Annotated in this window: 16 protein-coding genes; 13 read left to right on the top strand and 3 right to left on the bottom strand. The window is 64.4% G+C overall.

Features of this window, described 5'->3' with window-relative positions; all coding sequences use genetic code 11:
• Nucleotides 1-98: 98 nt before the first annotated feature.
• From R2E40_RS02045 to R2E40_RS02025, 5 genes are read left to right on the top strand one after another with little or no spacing between them, the layout of a single operon-like run.
• Nucleotides 99-1,319 carry a PAS domain-containing protein gene (locus tag R2E40_RS02045; RefSeq protein WP_318164634.1) on the top strand — a complete coding sequence of 407 codons (1,221 nt, stop codon included), beginning with the start codon at nt 99-101 and terminating at the stop codon, nt 1,317-1,319.
• 9 nt (nt 1,320-1,328) lie between these two features.
• Nucleotides 1,329-1,703 carry an anti-anti-sigma factor gene (locus tag R2E40_RS02040; RefSeq protein WP_223951051.1) on the top strand — a complete coding sequence of 125 codons (375 nt, stop codon included), beginning with the start codon at nt 1,329-1,331 and terminating at the stop codon, nt 1,701-1,703.
• A 6-nt stretch (nt 1,704-1,709) separates the two neighbouring features.
• Complete coding sequence (locus tag R2E40_RS02035; RefSeq protein WP_318164633.1) at nt 1,710-2,780, top strand: ATP-binding SpoIIE family protein phosphatase; 1,071 nt, start codon at nt 1,710-1,712, stop codon at nt 2,778-2,780.
• The gene (locus R2E40_RS02030) at nt 2,781-5,447 is read left to right on the top strand and encodes a response regulator (protein WP_318164632.1); all 2,667 of its coding nucleotides are present in this window, start codon (nt 2,781-2,783) and stop codon (nt 5,445-5,447) included.
• Nucleotides 5,448-5,457: 10 nt separating this feature from the next.
• Entirely contained in the window at nt 5,458-6,588 is a 1,131-nt protein-coding gene (locus R2E40_RS02025; RefSeq protein ID WP_016349182.1) for an HD-GYP domain-containing protein, read from the top strand.
• Here R2E40_RS02025 and R2E40_RS02020 read toward each other — a convergent pair.
• Complete coding sequence (locus R2E40_RS02020) at nt 6,585-7,256, bottom strand: ATP-binding protein (RefSeq protein ID WP_318164631.1); 672 nt, start codon at nt 7,254-7,256, stop codon at nt 6,585-6,587. The genes R2E40_RS02025 and R2E40_RS02020 overlap by 4 nt on opposite strands.
• Nucleotides 7,257-7,504: 248 nt before the next feature.
• Between R2E40_RS02020 and R2E40_RS02015 the strand changes: the two genes are divergently transcribed.
• The 8 genes from R2E40_RS02015 (at nt 7,505) to R2E40_RS01980 (ending at nt 15,622) form a co-directional block, all read left to right on the top strand.
• Nucleotides 7,505-8,821 carry an MFS transporter gene (locus tag R2E40_RS02015; protein ID WP_318164630.1) on the top strand — a complete coding sequence of 439 codons (1,317 nt, stop codon included), beginning with the start codon at nt 7,505-7,507 and terminating at the stop codon, nt 8,819-8,821.
• 135 nt (nt 8,822-8,956) lie between these two features.
• The gene (locus R2E40_RS02010) at nt 8,957-9,673 is read left to right on the top strand and encodes a MarC family NAAT transporter (protein WP_016349179.1); all 717 of its coding nucleotides are present in this window, start codon (nt 8,957-8,959) and stop codon (nt 9,671-9,673) included.
• 160 nt (nt 9,674-9,833) lie between these two features.
• On the top strand, nt 9,834-10,037 hold the full coding sequence (locus tag R2E40_RS02005) for a hypothetical protein (protein WP_005308127.1): 204 nt from the start codon (nt 9,834-9,836) through the stop codon (nt 10,035-10,037).
• A gap of 113 nt (nt 10,038-10,150) precedes the next feature.
• Nucleotides 10,151-11,113, top strand: coding sequence for an IS1595 family transposase (locus tag R2E40_RS02000; protein ID WP_318164300.1), 963 nt, complete (start codon nt 10,151-10,153; stop codon nt 11,111-11,113).
• A 228-nt stretch (nt 11,114-11,341) separates the two neighbouring features.
• Nucleotides 11,342-12,238 (top strand): N-acetylmuramic acid 6-phosphate etherase, encoded by an 897-nt coding sequence (gene murQ, locus R2E40_RS01995; protein ID WP_011704387.1) that lies wholly within the window; start codon nt 11,342-11,344, stop codon nt 12,236-12,238.
• Between the two features lie 99 nt (nt 12,239-12,337).
• Nucleotides 12,338-13,792 (top strand): PTS N-acetylmuramic acid transporter subunit IIBC, encoded by a 1,455-nt coding sequence (gene murP, locus R2E40_RS01990; protein WP_318164629.1) that lies wholly within the window; start codon nt 12,338-12,340, stop codon nt 13,790-13,792.
• Nucleotides 13,793-13,893: 101 nt separating this feature from the next.
• Nucleotides 13,894-14,967 carry a porin gene (locus R2E40_RS01985; protein WP_318164628.1) on the top strand — a complete coding sequence of 358 codons (1,074 nt, stop codon included), beginning with the start codon at nt 13,894-13,896 and terminating at the stop codon, nt 14,965-14,967.
• Between the two features lie 49 nt (nt 14,968-15,016).
• Complete coding sequence (locus R2E40_RS01980) at nt 15,017-15,622, top strand: DUF2057 domain-containing protein (protein ID WP_318164627.1); 606 nt, start codon at nt 15,017-15,019, stop codon at nt 15,620-15,622.
• An 87-nt stretch (nt 15,623-15,709) separates the two neighbouring features.
• On the opposite strand, the gene R2E40_RS01975 is transcribed toward R2E40_RS01980, so the two are convergent.
• Both R2E40_RS01975 and tldD read right to left on the bottom strand, forming a co-directional pair.
• Nucleotides 15,710-16,570 (bottom strand): SIS domain-containing protein, encoded by an 861-nt coding sequence (locus R2E40_RS01975; RefSeq protein ID WP_318164626.1) that lies wholly within the window; start codon nt 16,568-16,570, stop codon nt 15,710-15,712.
• Between the two features lie 32 nt (nt 16,571-16,602).
• On the bottom strand, nt 16,603-18,051 hold the full coding sequence (gene tldD, locus R2E40_RS01970; RefSeq protein ID WP_016349174.1) for a metalloprotease TldD: 1,449 nt from the start codon (nt 18,049-18,051) through the stop codon (nt 16,603-16,605).
• Between the last annotated feature and the right edge of the window lie 19 nt (nt 18,052-18,070).

Genomic DNA, 18,070 nt, shown 5'->3' with positions numbered 1-18,070 from the left:
TCGGCACTTCTTGCCCCCCGCTCTCGCCCCGGTGGGCTATAACTGCTGTACGCCTTCTAATGACATTCAAATCAATTGCACCATTTATTGGAGATGCCATGGACGTGCACACCGCAGCTGCCCATTCGAACACAGTCACTCCCGCTTCACCCCAGGCCAGACTGGAGGCCATCGACCAGCTGATGGCCCGGCTCGAGCTCGCGCCAGACGGCTTGATCCTGGATGCCAACCCCCGTTTTCTCGCCATCATGGGATATCAGCTGGCCGAGCTCAAGGGTCAGCACTACAGCATGCTGCTCCCCGCTGAGGCGGCAGAATCCGCCGACGAGGCCGCCCGTTGGCAGGCGCTGCGGACGGGGCAGGCACAGGAGGGCGAGTTTCACCGGCTCGATCGGCAGGGACGGGACATATGGCTGCGAGGCAGTTGCAGCCCCCAGCTGGACGAACAGGGTGCACTGGTCCAGGTCATCGAATACACCATGGATCTGACCGAGCAGAAGCAGTTGAACGCCAACTTCGAAGGGCAGCTCAACGCCCTCAGCCGGGTCATGGGCAAGGTGGAGTTTTCACTGGATGGCATCATCCTCGATGCCAATGCCCGCTTTCTGGAGACGGTGGGCTATCAGCTGGAGGAGCTGAAGGGCCAGCACCACCGGCTGCTGGTCGATCCTGACTACGCCCAGTCGGCCGACTATCGCAGCTTCTGGGAGACTCTGCGCCGGGGTGAATTCCTGGCGGGAGAGTTCTGCCGGCTCGGCAAACAGGGGGAAGAGATCTGGATCCAGGGCTCCTACAACCCGGTGCTGGATCTCACTGGCAAGCCCAGCAAGATCGTCAAGTTTGCCACCGACATCACGGCCCAGGTGGCGCAGCATCGCCAGCTCAAGCGCGCCATGGAGGAGGCCGAAGAGGCCGCCAGGGTGCGCGAGGAGCTGCACAAGTCGCTGCAGGAGATGTCGACCCCGGTCACCCCCATCTGGGACGGGATCCTGCTGCTGCCGCTGGTGGGGATCATCGATTCCATGCGCACCGCCGACGTGATGAACAAGTCGCTCACCAAGATTGCCGAGACCCGGGCCCGGGTCTTCGTGCTGGACATCGCCGGGGTCGCCACCGTGGATACCGGCGTCGCCAACCAGCTGATCAAGATCACCAAGGCGACCCAGTTCATGGGGTGCGAGGCCATCATCTCCGGCGTCTCGCCGGCCATCGCCCGCACCATGGTGGAGCTGGGGGTCTCTGTCGGCGACATCCGCACCACGGCGACCCTGCGGGATGCCTTCGAGATCGCCCTCAAGCGGGTCGGATCCACCCTCTAGGAGAGATGCATGCTGCTCAACAATGATCTGGGCATCGCCGACGTGGCCGACTGCATCGTGGTCAGCATGCGCCCCGACCTCGGTGACGAGGGCATGCAACAACTGATGCAGGCCCTCTCCCAGCGGCTGATGCTGGGCCGCCAGCACGCGGTATTGCTCGACTTCTCCGGGGTCATGCTGCTCGATCACCACGAATTCAGGCAGGTACGCAAACTGGCCGAAGTGTGTCGCCTGCTCGGTGCCGTCTGCCTGCTGGTGGGACTGAATGCGGGGATCGCCGCCTTTCTGGCGCTGGCCGATGCCGAGCCCGGGCCGCTGCGCTGCTTTCTCGACATGGACGATGCCTTCGCCCATGTTCGCACGACGCTCAAGGATGGGGAGTAGCACAGCATGCAGTTGGAACAGAGCGTTCAAGAGGCCAGCTACCCGCTGCGCCACGACATCGACCTGCACCTGACAGTGATGGCGGTGCGCCGCCTCCCCTTCATCGCCAACCTGTCCGAGGTGGACCGTGCCATGCTCTCCACCGTGGTCTCCGAGCTTGGCAGCAACATCCTGAAATACGCCGAGCGGGGGGAGATCACCCTCACCCTCCACCATCCCAGAGGGCGCCCCTGCATCGACATCGTTGCCCGCGATCAGGGCCCCGGCATTGGGGACGTGCATCAGGCCATGCAGGATCACTACAGCACCTCAGGCACCCTGGGGCTAGGCCTGCCCGGCGTGCGCCGCATGATGTCGGAGCTCACCATCAGCACCCCGCCGGAAGGGGGAACTCTGGTGCAGGCCCGCAAATGGCTGGGCGCGGCGCCTCTGGTATCCAAGCCAATCGCCCCCCTCGCCTGTGCCGGCCAGTTGTACGCCGGCCTGCAACTGGCATGGGCCAGCGAGAACCGCCCCTGCTATCCGGAACGGGTCTCCGGCGATCTGGCCTTCATCCGGCCGGGGCCGGAGGGGGTATCGCTGATCCTGATCGACGTAAGCGGCCACGGCACCTCGGCCAACAAGCTGGTACAGGTGCTGGAGGCGGCGCTGCAGCAAACCCGCGAGCAGGAGCCGGCCCGCCTGTTGCAACTGCTGCACCAGCACTGCATCGGTACCCGGGGCGCCGCCGCCGGCGTGGCCCTGGTCAACGGCGAGCGGGGTGAGCTGAGCTATGCCGGCATCGGCAATACCCGCATCTGCCTGCGCGGCCGCGAGCCGTGGCGCGGCATCTCCCGCGATGGGGTGCTGGGAGAGCGCTTTCCCACCCCCTTGCTGCAGCGCCAGCCGCTCGTCGCGGGGGACGTGGTGATGCTCTATTCGGACGGTATCAGCGAATCCCTCAACCTGCGCGATGGTGCGCTGGATCTGGCCGCCGAGCCCGCCCAGCTGGCACGCCAGGTGATCGCTCACAGTGGCCGCAGCACCGACGATGCCAGCTGCATCGTGCTGCGTGTGCTGGCAGGGGAGGAGGACTAGATGCGGCAACTGATCGGCGAAACCCTGCTGTCAGGCCCGGCGGCGGCACTCACCGCCCGGCGCAAGGTGATCCAGGTACTCACCTGCCTCGACAGAAGTCCCACCTTCGTGGCACCGCTGGCGGGCGCCACCTCCGAGCTGGTACGCCAGCTGGTGGCAAACGCTGAGCCGCTGCAACTGCAGGTGTGGCTGGAGCCGCACGCGCAGGAGTTGTGGCTCTCGCTCTCGGCTGATGCCCCTATTGCCCCCGAGCCGGACGGCCGCCATTCACGTGGCATCCGGCTGGTATCACAGGCGGACAACGCCATCGCCCTGGTCTACCGCCTGCCCCGCTGGCCTGATGAACTGCTGCTGCAACAGATGCAGCGGCAGTTCGCCGAACCGACCCGGGACGAGCTGTTTGCGGTGATGCAGGCCAAGAACCAGGAGCTGGAAGTGGCCTATGAGCTGGCGGAGAGCGCGACCCGGGCCAAGAGCGATTTTCTCGCCAACATGAGCCACGAGATCCGCACCCCCATGAACGCCATCCTCGGCATGTCCCATCTCGCCCTGCAGACCCGGCTCGATCCGCAGCAGTTCGACTACGTCAGCAAGATCCAGCGTTCGGCCCAGCATCTGCTCGGCATCATCAACGACATCCTCGACTTCTCCAAGATTGAGGCCGGCAAACTGGATCTAGAGCGGATCGAGTTCGATCTCGACCATGTGCTGGAGAATCTGGCCACTCTGGTGGGTGAAAAGGCGGAGGCCAAGGGTATAGAACTGCTGTTCGAGGTCGATCACCAGCTCGACACCCTGCTCTATGGCGATCCCCTTCGCCTCGGCCAGATCCTGATCAACTACGCCAACAACGCGGTCAAGTTCACCGAGCAGGGGGAGATCCTGGTCAAGGTCAGCTGCCTGGAGAAACAACCCCAGGAGGTGTTGCTGCACTGCTCGGTACAGGACACCGGGATCGGCATGAGCCAGGAGCAGCAGCAGCGGCTGTTCCAGTCATTCCAGCAGGCGGACAGCTCCACCACCCGCAAATACGGCGGCACCGGCCTCGGCCTCGCCATCTCCCGCAAACTGGCGGAGCTGATGGGCGGCGAGGTGGGGGTACAGAGCGAACCGGGCCAGGGCAGTACCTTCTGGTTTACCGCCCGACTCGGCCGGGGCAGGCGCAGATCCCGTTATCTGCCGAGCCTGGATCTGCGCGGGCGCCGCATGCTGGTGGCCGATGACAGTGCCAGCGCCCGCACCATCATGGCCGCCCTGCTGCGCAGCATGAGCTTTGTGGTGGACACCGCCGAATCGGGTCAGCAGGCACTGCAGATGATCGCCGGCGCCGAGCAGGAAGGGCAGCCCTACGAAGTGGTATTGCTGGACTGGCACATGCCAGGGCTGGATGGCATCGAGACCGGCCGCCGCCTCATCGCCCGCGGCATGGGCCAGCGTCCCTACCGGGTCATGGTGACCGGCTACGGACGGGAGGAGGTCTTTCGCCAGGCCGATACCGCCGGCTTTGATCGGGTGCTGGTCAAGCCGGTATGCGCCTCCGTGCTGTTCGATACCGTCATCGGCCTGTTCGGCCAGCAGGCAAGTCCCCTCACCTTCAAGCCACCCCAGGCAACCCATCACTACCGCTTCGACGGGCTCAGGATCCTGCTGGCGGAAGACAACGATCTCAATCAGCAGGTGGCGCTGGAGCTGCTGCGGGCGGTCGGCGCCGATGTCAGCATCGCCAGTAATGGCGCCATCGCGCTGGAGATGGTGGCCCAGACCCACTACGACCTGATCCTGATGGACATGCAGATGCCGGTGATGGATGGCCTGGCCGCCACCCGGCTGTTGCGCGAGCGGGAAGACGTCGGACAACACACCCCGATCCTGGCGATGACGGCCAACGTCATGGCCGGTGATCGCGAACGCTGCCTCGCTGCCGGGATGGACGATCACATCGCCAAGCCCATCGACCCCGACAGGCTGTATGCGGCCCTGCAGCGCTGGGCAACCTCCTTCAGCCGCGAGGTCAGCAGCAGACTCACTGCCTCGCGCGCATCCCCCGCCACCGCCTTGCTGCCACAGCTGCGGGCGCTCGGCCTCAATGCCGAAACCGCCCTGCAACGCTTGATGCACAACTGGGAGTGGTATCGGGATCTGCTGCAACGCTTCGCCCGCCAGGGGAGCCAGCCGATGGAAAGCCTGCTGGCCGCCTTGCAGACCAATGACCGGGAAGAAGCACATCGCCAGGCCCATACCCTCAAGGGCATAGCCGCAACCCTGGGGGCCGGGTCGCTGCAGGAGGTCTCGGCCCGGCTGGAGAGCGCCCTCGCCCGGGGAGACGATGCCGCCAGCCTGCTGTCGCTGGCCGAACTGGGGCTGCAACAGCAGCAACAACTGGCCGCCGGCCTGCTGACACTGCTGCCGGCCCCTGCCGCCCCCGGCTTGCCGGAGGCAACCCCCGCCGAGCTGGCCCCCCTGCTGCACCAGCTGACCGGGCTGCTGCTGGAAGACGATGCGGAAGCCTTCATCCTGTTCCAGCGCAATCAGGCCAGGCTCGCCCCCCTGCTGGGCGAGGCGGCACCGGCCATGCACGATGCCATGACCCGTTTTCGCTTCGCCGACGCCCTGGCACATCTGCAACAAGTCCGGGCCCTCAGACCCGATCTGTTCAACCAAGAGTGAGGCCACCATCATGCTCAACTTGCTGGATCCCGATACCAAACCCACCCTGCTGGTGGTCGATGACACACCGGAGAACCTCTCCCTGCTCAGCGCCCTGCTCAGCCCCCACTACCGGGTCAAGGTCGCCATCAGCGGCCAGCGGGCGCTGGAGATCCTCTCGGCCGGCACCCGGGTGGACCTGATCCTGCTCGACGTGGTGATGCCCCAGATGGATGGCTATCAGGTGATGCAGGCGCTGCAGGAGATGCCGCAGGCGCGGGAGATCCCGGTGATCTTCCTGACCGCCAAGGTGGAGGAGAGTGCGGAGGCGCACGGCCTAGCGCTGGGGGCCGTCGACTACATCCACAAACCGATCACCCCCGCCATCGTGCTGGCCCGGGTCAGAAACCATCTGGAGCTGAAAGCGGCGCGGGATCTGCTGCACGACCAGAACGCCTTTCTGGAGCAAGAGGTGGAGCGGCGCACCCGGGAGAACGAACTGATCCAGAACATCACCATCCACTCCCTCGCCTCGCTTGCCGAAACCCGCGACAACGAGACCGGTAACCATATCCTGCGCACCCAGCACTATGTGCGGCTGCTGGCGGAGACCCTCTGCGAGCATCCCCGTTTTCGTGCCGAGCTGACCCCCAAGACCATCGATCTGCTGTTCAAATCGGCCCCGCTGCACGACATCGGCAAGGTTGGCGTGCCAGACCGGATCCTGCTCAAGCCCGGCAAGCTGGATGCGGACGAGTTTGCCCAGATGAAGCACCACTCCATTCTCGGCAAGGAGGCCATCGTTCACGCCGAGGAGGCGCTGGGGGTGGAGGTGGAGTTTCTGCGGCTGGCCAAGGAGATCGCCTGCTACCACCACGAGAAGTGGGACGGCACCGGCTACCCCTATGGCCTGATCGGTGACGAGATCCCCCTCTCGGCCCGCTTGATGGCGCTGGCCGACGTGTACGACGCCCTCATCAGCAAGCGCTGCTACAAGGCCGCCATGTCCCACCAGGAAGTGGTGCCCATCATACTGGCGGGGCGGGGCAATCACTTCGACCCCGACATCACGGATGCCTTTGCCCGCATCCACCAGCAATTCCACGAGATCGCCCTGCGCTACAACGACGACAAGGGCGAGCGGGAGTCCAACCGCGACTAGGCGGTGGCGGGCTGCAGGTCGGTGAAGACGAAGCCGTCCCGCTCCACCGTCTCCCCCACCCGGATGGCCAGTGGCCGCTGGAACATGGGGCCGTCCCAGGCCAGGGTATGAAACTCGCCGTTCTCGCCGCAGGGATCCACCCCGGCGGGCAGGGCCGCCAGCAAGGCCGTGTCAAACTCATGTCCACCGAGAGTGGCGGGCAGCTTGCGCGGATCCAGAGTGCTGATCCTGGCCCTGAGCCCTGCCGCCATCATCTCGCCAGCCAGCTCGTCGGTCTTGCTGCCCCACAGCGGAAACAGCGGCGTGATCCCCGTCCCCGCCAGCTGCCGCTCCCGATAGGCGCGCACATCCTCGAGGAAGAGATCGCCAAACGCCATGTGGCGGATCCCTTGCGCCACCACGTCCGCGATGAAGTCGGTCATGATGCGGGCGTAATCTTCATTGCTGCAGGGCCAGGGCAGGTCGATGGTGGTCAGCGGCAAGCCCACGCACTCGGCCTGTGCCAGCAGCAACTGCTTGCGTACTCCGTGCATGGCCACCCGTTCGAACGCCTGGTTGAGGGTGGTGAACAGTCCCACCACCTCGATGGCCGGATCCTGCTGCAGTGCGTGCAGCGCCCAGGCGCTGTCCTTGCCGCTGCTCCAGGAGAGCAGCACCTTGGTCTTCATATGATTTCTCCAGCTATCTTGAGGTCGGAGCCGGCAAGGCGCCGGTCATCGTCCTGATTATTCGCCCCGAGAGATGAGCCCGGCGCTTGAGCGTGTCGCTCCGTCTCACTGCACCAAAAAGCTGCAAGACAGTGTTGCGAATTGTGCGATTTACATCACGGGATGCAAAAGCATACCCTCGGTAATGAGCGTGTCCCCTGCAAGGATGGGGGAACAATAACTAAAAAAACGATGGGAAACATAAGGATATGACGACAGTCACACCAGCTTACGACCACAGCCGTCCCCTCAACCGACAGGACTACAAGACCCTGAGCCTGGCGGCGCTGGGCGGTGCCCTCGAATTTTACGACTTCATCATCTTCGTCTTCTTCGCCGTGGTGATCGGCGAGCTGTTCTTCCCGGCCGACATTCCCGAGTGGCTGCGCCAGTTCCAGACCTTCGGCATCTTCGCCGCCGGCTATCTGGCTCGCCCGCTGGGCGGCATCATCATGGCTCACTTTGGCGATCTCATCGGCCGCAAGCGGATGTTCACCCTCAGCATATTGCTGATGGCACTGCCGACCCTGCTGATCGGTCTGTTGCCCACTTACGCCACCCTCGGCATCGCCGCGCCCCTGCTGTTGCTGCTGTTGCGGATCCTGCAGGGAGCCGCCATCGGCGGTGAAGTGCCCGGTGCCTGGGTATTCGTGGCAGAGCACGTGCCGGCCCGCCGGGTCGGTGTCGCCTGCGGCACCCTCACCGCCGGGTTGACCGCCGGCATCCTGCTCGGCTCCCTGGTGGCCACTGCCATCAACCGCGGCATGAGCCCGAGCGAGGTGAGCGACTGGGGCTGGCGGCTGGCCTTCGTGCTCGGCGGAGCGTTCGGCATCGTCGCCATGTACCTGCGCCGCTGGCTGCACGAGACCCCGGTCTTTGCCGAGATGCAGGCCAACAAGGCTCTGGCGGAAGAGCTGCCGCTCAAGACGGTGCTGCGCAGCCACAAGGGCAGCGTTGTGGTCTCCATGCTGCTCACCTGGCTGCTCTCCGCCGGCATAGTGGTGGTGATCCTGATGACCCCCACTTACCTGCAGAAGGTGCACGGCATCAGCCCGGCCGATGCGCTGACCGCCAACTCGCTGGCCATTCTGGCGCTCACCTTCGGCTGCATCGTCTATGGCCGGCTGATCGACGCCCTCGGCAGCGGTCCCACCTTCATACTGGGCTCCTTGCTGCTGGCCGGCGCCAGCTACGCCTTCTATCACGGGCTGGCGACCGACACCAGCCAGCTGGTGCCGCTCTATGCGCTGGCCGGTTTCTCGGTAGGAATCGTCGGTGCCGTGCCCTACGTCATGGTCAACGCCTTCCCGGCGGTGGTGCGCTTCTCCGGACTATCGTTCTCCTACAACGTGGCCTACGCCATCTTCGGCGGCCTGACGCCCATGCTGGTCACGCTCTGGATGAAGGAGGACGTGCTGGCCCCCTCCCACTACGTGGTCAGCCTGGCTGCGCTCGGTTTCGTGCTCGGCCTGCGGCTCTGGCTGCAGCAGCGCAGCCAGAGCCAGAGCGCGCCACAGGCCGCCTGAACCATTCCGAGCCCCGCCCAGTGCGGGGCTTTTTTCATATGGCTGGTGTTCAGCCCGGCCGACATAAGATAGCCTCCCTCTCGGGCCCCTCGACGGCCCGGGACACTCCTCCACCCTAGTCATCCGAGGTTCATGATGTTCTTTCAGGTCGTATTTCTCGCCTTGCTGGCGCTGCTGCCCATGGTCAACCCGCCCACCACGGCCACCCTGTTGCTGGGGCTGAGCAAGGGCATGTCGCGCGAGCACGTGCGCCGCCAGATCAACCTGGCCGCCATCTATCTGTTCTGCACCCTCTGCGTCAGCTTCTTCATCGGCTCCTCCATCCTGGATCTGTTCGGGATCTCCATTCCCGGCCTGCGCCTGGCCGGCGGCCTCATCATCGCCTTCATCGGCTTTCGCATGCTGTTCCCGGCACCGAGCCAGGCGGCCGGGGTCGACATCAACCAGAGCATCGCCTTCGTGCCGCTCACCATGCCCAGCATGTGCGGACCGGGCACCATGGCGCTGGTGATCAGCGGTGCCGCCCAGATCGCCGAGCTGCCGGACGAATACAACCGCTTCACCATCTATGCCGCCATGGTCACCGCCTTCGCCCTGATGAGCCTGCTCAGCTGGGGGGTGCTAAAGCTGGCGGATCCGGTCTGCAAGATCCTCGGCGCCACCGGCATCGATGCCATGACCCGGATCATGGGCTTCTTGCTGGTCTGCATGGGTATGCAGTTCTGCATCAATGGCATCAAGGAAGTGGCGCAGGATCCGGTGTTCCACGGTGCGCCGGCGGCACAAACGGCACCCGCGTTGCCACACGTATCCGGCGCCCTTGATCAATTGCCGGACCCGCGCCAGCCCTGACTGAAAACGGTGTCATAAAAGCGCAGGAATCGTCGCTGATCTTGCGCCTGATCATGTTGTTGACACATAAATGAGTTAGTGTGTTTTTCATACAGATTCGATTCAGAGAGTGCTTGGTAGGTTTATGGATGGACACCCACTCACTTCAGGAGATGTGCAAATGGAAAAGATGCTGACCGAGATTGGAAGCTACAGCCTGTTTCATGAATATCTGAACGTGGTCGGTGCCGCCAGCCCCGCTCTGACCCGGATCAAGAGCCGGTGGGAGTACAAGCAGAGCGATCGTCTGGTTGCCCAGATCAGGGTCGATCAACAAGGCAACGCACGCTTCTTCATCGACGCCCGCGCCATTTCGGTCAACTGACCGAGCCCCGTATCTGCAGCCCCGGCCCTTGCCGGGGCTTTTTATTGGCTCTGTCCCAGTTATGTGTTGAAAGGCTAACCTTGAAGTAGGTCATCACCTTGAGGGCCCCCATCATGGATACCCAAGCCTTTCAACATCTATTGTCCCTCTTTCCATCGCTCACTTCGCGTCAGCGTCGTCTCGCGCAACATGAACTCACCACCCCTCACCCCATCACCTCGTTGGCCACTCAACTCCCCGCATGCCAATGCTGCCCTCACTGCCAGGCCGAGGCCACACAGCTGGCTCCCTGGGGCTGGTCTCGCGGGCTGCGTCGTTATCGCTGCAAGCAGTGTCTGCGCACCAGTTCCGTGCTCACCAACACGCCTCTCGCCCGACTTCGCAAGCCACAATGCTGGGAAGACTATGCTCAGGCCCTCATCGACGGTCTGACCGTCCGGCAGGCGGCGCTCCGCTGTGGGGTCGGTAAAAACACCGCCTTTTTGTGGCGTCACCGCTTCCTGAAGGCCATGGCCAGCCACCAGGCGGTACGGGAAGAGGGTATTGTCGAGGTCGATGAGACCTTCTTCCTGGAGTCGTTCAAAGGACAGCGCGGATTGCCCCGCCCGGCCCGCCATCGTGGAGGTAAAGGCCGTACCCGAGGCACAGGACCGGATTACATCCCGGTGATGGTGGTGCAAGACCGGGCAGGCCACCTGGCTGACTTCCAGTTGGAACAGTTGAATGCCAGGGCGGTGAAGGCAGTGCTTCAGCCGCTTATCGCCCCGGATGCCGTCCTGTGCAGCGATGGTGCCGGGGTGTATGCGAGTTTCAGCAAGGGGCAAGGGATAACACACCAAGTGGTGCGCAATCGAGCGGGAGAGCGGGTGGTGGGTGCATATCACATCCAACATGTGAACGGGTACCACAGGCGATTGAAGGAGTGGATGGAGCGGTTCCATGGGGTAGCGACCCACTATCTGAGGAATTATCTGGGTTGGCGCAGGATGTTGGAGCGCTATGGGCGGGAAGTGAATATCTCACGCTGCTTGCATGAGGCGCTGGGGCGCCCCATGCAACACGTAATTGGGACATAGCCTTTTTATTGGCTGACGCTCACCCCCCCCTCGGCACAATCAGCACCACCTAGCTCCCTCCATGGATGCCACCGTGCAGGAATTTTCATAACTTAAAAACAAAAATAAATGGAATAATTAATTATGCGACATTGATCTCATCATAGAAATCAAAAATCGATAATCATGCCTGTCATCAAGAGGGATGTTTTACGCCGGGAGTGGCGATGACCTTAAGCAGAGGAAACGATGACCATTGACCTATCAAGCATGATTACCGAGACCCGCAACCCGGCCAGCGTCGAGATCGACCAGTTGCCGACCCTGGAGATGCTGCGTGTCATCAATCAGGAGGATCAGCAGGTCGCGCTGGCGGTCAGCCAGTTGCTGCCCGAAATCACCCGGGCGGTCGATGCCATCGCGGCAGCGTTCGGCAAGGGAGGCCGGCTGGTCTACATCGGCGCCGGCACCTCGGGCCGGCTCGGCATTCTGGATGCCAGCGAATGCCCGCCGACCTACGGCGTCTCTGCCGAGCAGGTGGTCGGCCTGATTGCCGGCGGCCACAAGGCCATCTTGCAGGCGGTCGAGAACGCCGAAGATGACGCCGAACTCGGCGCTCAGGATCTGAAAAATATCCAGTTCTGTGCCAACGATGTGCTGGTGGGCATCGCCGCCAGCGGCAGAACCCCCTACGTACTGGGCGCCATGGCCCACGCCAGAGCGGTGGGTGCCACGGTCTGCAGCATCAGCTGCAACCCCGGCAGCCCGCTGGCCCAGGCGGCCGACATCAGCATGGTGGCGGTGGTCGGCCCCGAGATCGTCACCGGCTCCTCCCGCATGAAGGCGGGCACCGCGCAGAAGCTGATCCTCAACATGCTCTCCACCGGTGCCATGATCCGCACCGGCAAGGTCTACGGCAACCTGATGGTGGACGTGGAAGCCACCAACGCCAAGCTGGTGGAGCGGCAAAAACGCATCGTGATGGAGGCCACCGACTGCGAGCGCGCCGTGGCGGAGCGGGCGCTGGCGCAGGCGGACAACCACTGCAAGACCGCCATCGTGATGATCCTGGCCGGACTCACGGCCGACGAAGCCCGCACCCGTCTGCAAAGCAGCAACGGCTTCATCAGCCAGTGCACCCACTGATCGGCCAACCGCACATTGGCCGGGCCAGGGACGGCAATACCACAACAAGAACGGGGTGCCCAGGCACCCTCATGACACAACAGACTGACTGGGTTCTTTATGGCAAAAATAACTGACACCATGGTTGGCCAGCTCATCCAGGCCATCGGTGGTCGCGACAACATCACCCACTGCGGCCACTGCATGACCCGGCTGCGGCTGAGCCTGGCCGACAGCCTGCATGCCGACCGGGATACCATCAAGCGCATCGCCGGCGTGATGGGGGTCATCGAGAGCGACGACCAGTTCCAGATCGTGCTGGGGCCGGGCAAGGCCCAGACCGCCTGCGAGCTGATGAACGGCATGCTGAGCGCGGGGCTCGGCGCACTGGAGGCGCCAACCGCCCAATCCGCCGATCTGGGCGAGATCGCCGCCGCCAAGAAACAGGCGCTGAAGCAGAAACAGACCAGTGCGGCCCACCGCTTCCTGGCCAAGTTTGCCACCATCTTCACTCCGCTGATCCCCGGCTTCATCGCCGCCGGCCTGCTGCTCGGCTTCGCCACCCTGATCGAGCAGACCCTGCTGCTGGAAGGCCAGCAGGCGGGCGGCATGCTGACCGAATTCGTCGGCTACATGAAGCTGTTCAGCAAGGGCTTGTTCAGCTTCCTCAGCATCCTCATCGGCTACAACGCCCAGAAGGCGTTCGGCGGCTCCGGGGTCAATGGTGCCATCCTCGCCTCGCTGTTCGTGATGGGCTATGACCCGCAGGCCACCAGCGGCATCTATGCCGGGGTCAGCGACTTCTTCGGCCACCAGATAGATCCGCGCGGCAACATCATCGGGGTGCTGATCGCCTGCATCATCGGCGCCTCGGTGGAACGTCAGGTACGCCGCTTCATACCCGACAGCCTCGACATGATCCTCACCTCCGGCATCACCTTGCTGATCATGGGGGCCGTCACTTTCGTCCTGATCATGCCCCTCGGCGTGCAGCTCTACAACGGCATGTCCTGGCTCTTCATCCACCTCAACGGCAATCCGTTCGGCACCGCCATCCTGGCCGGCCTGTTCCTCATCTCGGTGATGTTCGGCATCCACCAGGGGTTCGTGCCCGTCTACTTCGCGCTGATGGATGCCCAGGGCTTCAACTCCCTGTTCCCCATCCTGGCGCTGGCAGGGGCCGGCCAGGTCGGCGCCGCCCTGGCACTCTACAGCCGCGCCGGCAAGGACTCCCTGCTGCGCACCCAGGTCAAGGGCACCATCATTCCCGGCATCCTGGGGGTGGGTGAGCCGCTCATCTACGGCGTCACCCTACCGCGGGTCAAACCCTTCATCACCGCCTGCTGCGGCGGCGCCCTCGGCGGCTTCCTGGTCGGTCTCATCTCCTGGCTGGGCCTGCCGGTCGGTCTCAATACCGTGTTCGGCCCCTCCGGCATCGTCGCGCTGCCGCTGATGACCTCGGCCCAGGGGATCTTCCCCGGCATGCTGGTCTACGCCGCCGGCCTCGCCGTCGCCTACCTCGGCGGCTACCTCATCACCCTGATGTTCGGCTGCAAGAACGTCGATCTGAGTTAATCCCCCCTCCGGATTTATCGCCAAGGTCTGGCCCCGAGCAATCGGGGCCACGGCCAAACTCACCCTGGCTCTGGCACAGAGCCCACACAGGAAAGACAACAATGAAACAGTCCATGCTTGCCCTGGCCATTCCTGCCCTGCTTGCCGTCGGTACGGCGCAGGCTGCCGTCATCTATCAGGCCGATGACGGCTCCAACGTCGATCTCTACGGTCGCCTCGGCTTCAACATCTCGGATAAGAAGAGCGGCAACGATCAGGGCGACTTCGACGGCCGCATCGGCTTCACCGCCCGCCAGACCGTCAACGAGCAGGTGGCCGTGATCGGCATGGCCCAGTACCAGGTCAATGCCGCCGAATACGCCAACAACGTGCAGAAGAACAGCAGCGATCTCACCGCCCGTTACGTCTGGGCCGGGCTCGATGGCGGCCAGTGGGGCAGGCTGACCGGTGGCCGGGTCTCCTCCGGACTCATCATGTTCACCGACATCGGCGACGTGTTTGCCGCCTCCGATGTCTCCATGGCGCGCCAGGCCAGCAAGGTGGACTCCACCGCGGTACAGGTGTTTCGTCAGGACGGCACCCTGCAATACCAGAACACCCTCGGCAATCTGGACTTGTCGCTGGCCTACATCCTCGGCAACGGCACCTCGGATCTCGACTACGGCTACAACGGCGCCCTGCGCTACACCTTCGATCTCGGGGCGGCGGGCAAGCTGGCGCCGGTCATCGCCTACCAGCAGAGCAAGGCGGCACAGACCGGTGCCAGCAAGGTCGACCCCAATGCCGACGAGTACCGCTTCAGCGGCATCGGCACCCGCTACACCCTGGGCCCGCTGATGCTGGGCGCCCTCTATGCCAAGGATCAGGTGAGCTATCGCAACGGCCAGGCGGACAGCGAAGACAAGGTGTGGGAACTGACCGCCGTCTACGACATCAACCAGAAGTGGGCCGCCCGCGCCGGCTACCGCCACCTCGACAACGACGGGGGGGACGGCATGAGCCTGCGCGACACCACCCTGGAGCTGCAGTACAAGCTCACTCCGCGCTCCTCCCTCTACAGCGCCTACGTGTTCCGGGGCGGTGAAGACGGGCTGGCCGGCAGCACGGTCACCAGTTTTGGCGGCAGCAGCAACAGCGAGGATTTCTACCACCTCGGCCTGCGCTACGAGTTCTGATCCCCTGCCGGCCAGTCGGCCGGCTTTTTGCTTTCTGCTGGAGCCCCCCATGATCCGCCTCCCACTGCTCACCACCCTGCTGCTGTTGCTGGCCTTGCCGACCCAGGCCGCCCGGCTGGAGCTGGCAGACAACCTCACCCTGCTGGCCTCATCCCGGGGCAAGGCCTCTCCCTTCGAGCGCACCTTCACGCTGCCCGCCGGTGAAACCCGGCTGCTGGTACGCTTCGACAGCCCGCTCGATCCCGGCTCCACCAACGAGAGCCAGGGGCGCGTCCGCTCCGCCCCGCTGCTGCTGACCCTGACCCTGCCGGCCAGCGGCACCCTGCGGCTGGTCACCCCGCCGCTGCCCACGCCGCAGGCCATTCGCCGCTTTGCGGCCAGCCCGGCACTGCAGCTGGCGACCGCTGACGGCACCCGCCCTTTGCTGGCCACCGCCCTGCCGCGCAGCCAGGACAGCCTGCTGACCGACTATCAGGCGCTGCTGGCCCGTTACGACGGGTCGGCCAGCGCAGCCACCGCCCTGCCCGCCGTCACGCCCGTGCTGCCCGCAGCCACCTCTGGCGCCGTGCCCGTCGACCCTGAACTGCAACGGCGCTACCTCGCCGCCGATGAGGCCCAGCGCAAGGCCTTCCTGCGCTGGGCCCTCGCCCTCTGAGCCGGCACTGGCCCATAAAAAAACCACCCGCAGGCGGGTGGTTTTTTCTCTCGGCAGGTCTCGGCCTCTGTTGCAGCCGGGCCCGCGTCACTCCTTGTTGAGTCGGTCGATGGCACCCCGGGTGCCGTCGATCAGCGCCCAGGCCTCGTCACGGCGCTGCACCAGGCCGAGGAACAGGATGTCGGTGATGGTGTTCTGGGCGGTTCGCGACGAGATGGAGGAGATGCGCAGCTCGTTCTCGTCGGCCACCGTGTCCAGCACCATGTCGGCCATCTGCCGTAGAGGGGTGTTGCGAAACGAGGTGACAGCGATCAGGGTAGCGCCGTTGCGCTTGGCCAACTCCGCCGCCGCCAGCACGTCCCGGCTGGCACCGGAATAGGAGACCACCAGCTGGACGTCGCCCGGTCCCAGGGTCTGGGCGATGGAGATCTGCACGTGGCAGTCCTGGGCGAACAGGGTGGTGACCCCGATCTTGAGCAGCTTGTACCAGAGATCCTTGGCGGTCAGCGCCGAGCCGCCGATCCCCACCAGCTGGACCCGGCCAGCCTGGTTGATGACGTCGAGCACCCGCGCCAAAGTGGCGTTGTCGAGGGCCTGGGTGGTCTCCACGATGGAGTTGATCTTCTCCTGGGCCAGCTTCTTGGCCATGGTCTCCAGATCGTCGTCGCGGCCGATGCCGTTGTAGAGATCCCCTACGTTGTCGGTCTTGATGGCGTGCTTGCGCCCCAGATCCTCGCTGACCGCCAGCTTGAAGGCGGTGAAGCCCTTGAACCCGATCTTCTGGGTGAACTTCACTATGCTCGACTGGCTGACGTCAGCCTGCTGGGCCAGCTCCTGGGAGGAGAAGTGGGTCACCTGCTCCGGGCAAGCCAGGATGTAATCGGCGATCTTGAGCTCGCTGGGGGAGAGCTGACTGCGGATATTGGAAATTTTCGACAGGGTAAGCATGGGTTCTCTCTGCTGCTTGTTCTGCGGCGCCCTTACTGGGTGCCGCCCACGGTGAGCTGATCCAGCTTGAGGGTGGGCTGGCCGACACCGACCGGCACGCTCTGCCCCTCCTTGCCGCAGACCCCGACCCCGCGATCCAGCGCGAGATCCTTGCCCACCATGGAAACCTGGCTCATCGCCTCGGGGCCGTTGCCGATCAGGGTCGCCCCCTTGATGGGCGCGGTGATCTTGCCATCCTCGATGAGGTAGGCCTCGGAGGCGGAGAAGACGAACTTGCCGGAGGTGATGTCCACCTGACCGCCGCCGAAGTTGGGGGCATAGATCCCCTTCTTCACCGAGGCGATGATCTCGGCCGGATCATACTGACCCGCCAGCATGTAGGTGTTGGTCATGCGCGGCATCGGCAGGGCGGCGTAGGATTCGCGGCGGCCGTTGCCGGTGAGCGGCACACCCATCAGACGGGCATTCTGCTTGTCCTGCAGGTAACCCTTGAGGATGCCGTTCTCGATCAGCACGTTGTAGCCGCCCGGCGTCCCCTCATCATCGATGGAGACGGAGCCGCGCCGACCCGGCAGGGTGCCATCATCGACGATGGTGCAGTGTTTGGAGGCCACCTGCTCACCGATACGGCCGGCAAAGGCAGAGGAGCCCTTGCGGTTGAAATCCCCCTCCAGACCGTGGCCCACCGCCTCGTGCAGCAGCACACCGGGCCAGCCTGCACCGAGCACCACCGGCATGGTGCCGGCCGGCGCGTCGATGGCGTCGAGGTTGACCAGCGCCTGGCGCACCGCCTCGCGCACATAGCCAAACGCCCGGCTCTCCAGTCCGTCCAGCTCGAGGAAATAGTCGTAGCCGAAGCGGCCACCGCCACCGGCACTGCCGCGTTCGCGACGATCGCCCTTCTCGGCGATGACGGTCACCGAGAGGCGCACCAGCGGACGCACGTCGGCGGCCAGGGTGCCGTCGGTGGCGGCCACCAGCACCTCTTCATAGACGCCGCTGATGGAGGCCATCACCTGATTGATGGCGGGATCCAGGCTTCTGGCGAACTTGTCCATCTGCTCCAGCAGGGCGATCTTCTGCTGCTTGTCGAGGGTTTGCAGCGGATCCAGCGCCGGGTAGAGCAGGTTTGCTTCGGTGCGCGCCCACGCCTTCACCTTGCCCTGCGCACCGGCGGCCGCGATGCCACGGGCGGCGGTCACCGACTGTTGCAGTGCCAGCAAGCTCAGTTCGTCCGAGTAGGCGAAGCCGGTCTTCTCGCCGCTGACGGCGCGCACCCCCACCCCCTGATCGATGTTGTAGCTGCCATCCTTGACGATGCCATCTTCCAGCATCCAGGACTCGTGCCAGCTGCGCTGGAAATAGAGGTCGCCGAACTCCACCTGATGGCTCATCAGGCTGCCGAGCAGCTGCTGCAGCCGCCCTTCGTCGAGGTCGTGGGGGGCCAACAGGGAGGCACTAACCTGGCTCAATAGACTCAATCTTTCTCTCCACTCTCGA

It is taken from the genome of Aeromonas sp. CD (assembly GCF_033349375.1).
Taxonomy (GTDB): domain Bacteria; phylum Pseudomonadota; class Gammaproteobacteria; order Enterobacterales; family Aeromonadaceae; genus Aeromonas; species Aeromonas hydrophila.
This window is presented reverse-complemented; position numbering and strand designations above follow the sequence as displayed.